Genomic DNA, 3,708 nt, shown 5'->3' with positions numbered 1-3,708 from the left:
CTTCGGCTACGACTACAGGGGCGTGCAGAAAGTCGAAATCGTGAATTTCTGCGTATCGGGCTTCGGCATGATCGAGCGCCCCAAACTGCCGGAGCGAAAGGTGACGCCGGGCGCGAAGACCATACCCAAAGGCCGTCGGCTGGCCTTTTTCGACGGCGCGATGCGCGACACTCAGGTTTACGATCGCGCAGCGCTGCCGCCGGGGGCGCAGATTACAGGTCCCGCCATTGTCGAGGAATTCGGCTCGACCACTGTCGTCTTTCCTGGGCAGATGCTGACCGTCGACGGCTATGGCATCATGGTGGTGCGGCAACAGGGCCAAGGCGGAGACAGCACAAAATGAACATCCAGACCCGCCCGGCATTGGCCGAGCAAGAAGCCGGAACGCATCCCTGGCCGACCGCGCCGAAGGGTATCAACACCGCCGGTGTCGACCCCATTGTTCTGCAGATCGTGGAGGGCACACTCAACTCGATCGAGGCCGAAATCGAATACGCGATCGAGCGCACCGCGCGTTCGCCGATGATCCGCGAGGCGCACGACTATCGCGTCGGCCTGTTCGACCGGTATTCCCGCAAGCTAACAGGCCGCTCCTATTCGGCGATGCCGCAGGCGGTGATCCGGGATTATCCGCCGCATACCATGCGGCCCGGCGATGTGTTCCTGATGAACGACACCTATCTGACCGAAGGCAGCATCGGCCATCTGCCGGATTTGTGCTCGACGGTGCCGGTGTTCCACGAAGGCAAGGTCGTCGCCTATATCCAGGCCTTTGGCCATCACGACGATATCGGCGGCCGGGTACCGGGCTCGATGCCGGGCACCGCGCAATCGGTGTTCGAGGAAGGGCTCGCGGTGCCGCCGATCCGCGTCTACAGCGAAGGCGTGCGCAACGAGGAGGCGTTCAAGATCATCCGCCGCAACACGCGGCTGCCCGACATCCTGTCCGCCGACCTCGACAGTGAAATCCAGGCCTGCATCATGGGCGCCAGGCGCATGGAGGAATTATTCCGGCGCTTCGGCACCGCCACCGTGGAGGCCTGTTTCCAGGCAATTATCGAGAAATGCCGCAATACGTTCCGCGACGAGTTGATGCCGAAGATCGCGGACGGCGAATATGTCTGGCACGACTATATTGAGCGTGAGGTGGACGGCGCAATCAGATTGCACAAGATCGCGCTGAAGATGATCAAGTCGCCGGACAAGATCGTGCTGGATTTTTCCGGGACAGACCCCCAGTCCGATGGTCCGCTGAACTGGCCGGCCGACTATGCCGACGGTGCCTTCCTGATAAAATGGATTGCGCCGATCCTGCGCAATCTTGCCGACACGCCCGAGCGCGCCGCGGAGATCAATGTCAATGAAGGCGTGTGCGAATTGTTCGAGGTGGTGTTTCCGCCGAAGGGGACGCTCATCACCCCGGTCTGGCCGGCGCCGACCAATGCGCGCTCCTTCGTGCTGCTGCGCTGTCTCTCGTTGCTCGGCGGCGTGGTCGCGCAGGCGGTCGATGGCCGCATGCCGGCGGACCAGGAGACCATTCGCTATACCGGCTTCTACGGCACCGACCGCGAAGGCCGTCCGTTCCTGTCGCGCGAAGTGCTTGGCGGCGGCTCGGGCGGGCGCTATTACGCCGACGGCAATGACGCCATCCATATCGTGCCGGATTCGCGCAACCAGCCGGCCGAGTTCACCGAGACCAAATTCCCGCTGATCGTAGAGAAGCTGGCGCTCAGCACCGATTCCGGCGGCGCAGGCAAGCGCCGCGGCGGGCTCGGCTACGAGAAGCATTATCGGCCGCTGGTGGACTGCCACACCATCGTCACCGCGGATCGCGTGCTGCTTGGCTGCTACGGGGTGAATGGCGGCAAGGCGGGCAGGCCATTCCTCGTCACAATCGATCCGAACGGCACGGTCGAGCGCAGACTTGGTGGTCTTGTCGACGGCGCGCCGGTCCGTGCCGGCGAAATCGTCCGCGTGGAGACGACCGGCGGCGGCGGCTGGGGTGATCCGCTGGAGCGCGAAACCGAGCTTGTGCTGCGCGACGTGGTGCAGGGCAAAGTGTCGCGGCAGGCGGCCCGCGACGATTACGGTGTTGTGCTGGCCGAGGCCGGGCCGGATGCGGAACTGGCCGTGGACGAGGAGCGGACCGCAGCGCTGCGTCGGGAGATGCAAGCGGCAAGGATCGGACCGCTCCCGGCGCTCGATCGCGGCCCGGGAGCGCCGGAGTGACTGCTATCGGATTTTCCGATGACGCTATCGATAATTGGTGTTGGACTTGATCCCGGGCGGCTTTGACACTTGCCCGATGATGTGAGGGGCGAGTGGGGCATGTGCTCACGCTCGGGGCGGATAAAGGGTGCTGGGACGCATGGCAATTGATGTCGTCAAGGTCGAGATCAAGAGCGTGATGGATGCCTCCGGGCTTGAGGAATTCATCCGCGCCAAGCGTTTCGCTGCCGACGAGGTTGTCGCCGTTATCGGCAAAACCGAGGGAAATGGCGGCGTCAACGATTTCACCCGCATCCTGTCCGATCAGGCGTTTCGCAATGTGCTGCGCAACTATGGCACGCGCAGCGAAGCGGAGGTGAAGGCGATCCCGATGGTCTGGTCGGGCGGCTGCGACGGCGTTATCACGCCGCACGCCACCGTGTTCGCGCGCAACGGAAAGACCGGTCCGGCCGACACGATGCGGCTGGCCATGGGCACGGCGATGAGCCCGCAAATCCTGCCAGAGGATATCGGCCGGCCGGCGATGGTGGAAAAGGTCGCGGAGGGCGTGCGCCTTGCGATGAGGGACGCAGGCATCGCCGATCCGAAGGACGTCCATTACGTCCAGACCAAGACGCCGCTTCTGACCATCGAGACCATCCAGGAGGCGCATGCGCGCGGTAAGGATGTGTTTTGCGAGGTGCATGATTCGATGGGGGTGTCTAACGGCACCACCGCGCTCGGTATCGGTGTCGCGCTCGGCGAGATTTCAATGCCGAGGGCGGAGGAGATTTGCCGCAACCTCAATCTGTATTCGTCCGTGGCCTCTTGTTCGTCCGGCGTTGAACTCGACTGCGCGCAGATTGTGCTGCTCGGCAACAAGGCCGGCGCCGGCGGGCGCTACAGGATCGGCCATAGCGTCATGCGAGACGCGCTCGACATTGATGGCATTTACAACGCAATACGAAATGCCGGTCTTGCGCTGCCGGAGCGTCCGCGCGCCGAGGATCTCGGCGGCAAGCTGGTCAACTGCTTCATGAAATGCGAGGCCGACAAATCCGCGCGCCTGCGCGGACGCCGGCAGATCATGCTGGACGATTCCGATGTGCATCACCATCGCCATTCCAAGGCGGCGGTTGGCGGGGTCGCAGCCGCGGCGATTGGCGATCCGGCAGTGTTCGTGTCGGTCGATGCCATGCATCAGGGGCCGCACGGCGGTGGCCCGGTTATTGCTATCGTCGATGTCGGCGAATGAATTGAGGCTGGCGTACGCCGGGCGTGGGCGGACGGGTCGGTGCCGGCAGCAAAATCGGCCCGTGCATGAGGCGAATCTGAAAGGGATTTGCGTCGTGTGAACGACGACTGCAGGTAAGTGTCGGGATGGAAATTGTCAGGAGTATAGAGGGAGCCCTGAACATGAAGTCGATGCCACGCTTCGGTCGCGTAGCGGCCGCTATGGTCGTATTCGCGGCCAGTCTCCTCGTATCTAACCACGCGCGC

Annotated in this window: 2 protein-coding genes and 1 pseudogene; all 3 read left to right on the top strand. The window is 63.4% G+C overall.

Annotated elements, in window-relative coordinates; genetic code table 11:
* Window positions 1-343, top strand: a pseudogene (locus tag ACK41X_RS23035) (hypothetical protein); the annotation flags it as partial.
* Window positions 340-2,229 carry a hydantoinase B/oxoprolinase family protein gene (locus tag ACK41X_RS23030; RefSeq protein WP_409728531.1) on the top strand — a complete coding sequence of 630 codons (1,890 nt, stop codon included), beginning with the start codon at window positions 340-342 and terminating at the stop codon, window positions 2,227-2,229. The pseudogene ACK41X_RS23035 and the gene ACK41X_RS23030, both read left to right, overlap by 4 nt.
* A 139-nt stretch (window positions 2,230-2,368) precedes the next feature.
* Complete coding sequence (locus tag ACK41X_RS23025) at window positions 2,369-3,463, top strand: ring-opening amidohydrolase (RefSeq protein WP_409728528.1); 1,095 nt, start codon at window positions 2,369-2,371, stop codon at window positions 3,461-3,463.
* Window positions 3,464-3,708 lie beyond the last annotated feature (245 nt).

It is taken from the genome of Pseudorhodoplanes sp. (genome assembly GCF_046289595.1).
Taxonomy (GTDB): domain Bacteria; phylum Pseudomonadota; class Alphaproteobacteria; order Rhizobiales; family Xanthobacteraceae; genus Pseudorhodoplanes.
The sequence above is the reverse complement of the archived record's forward strand: the minus strand, read 5'-3'. Positions and strand labels throughout refer to the sequence as shown.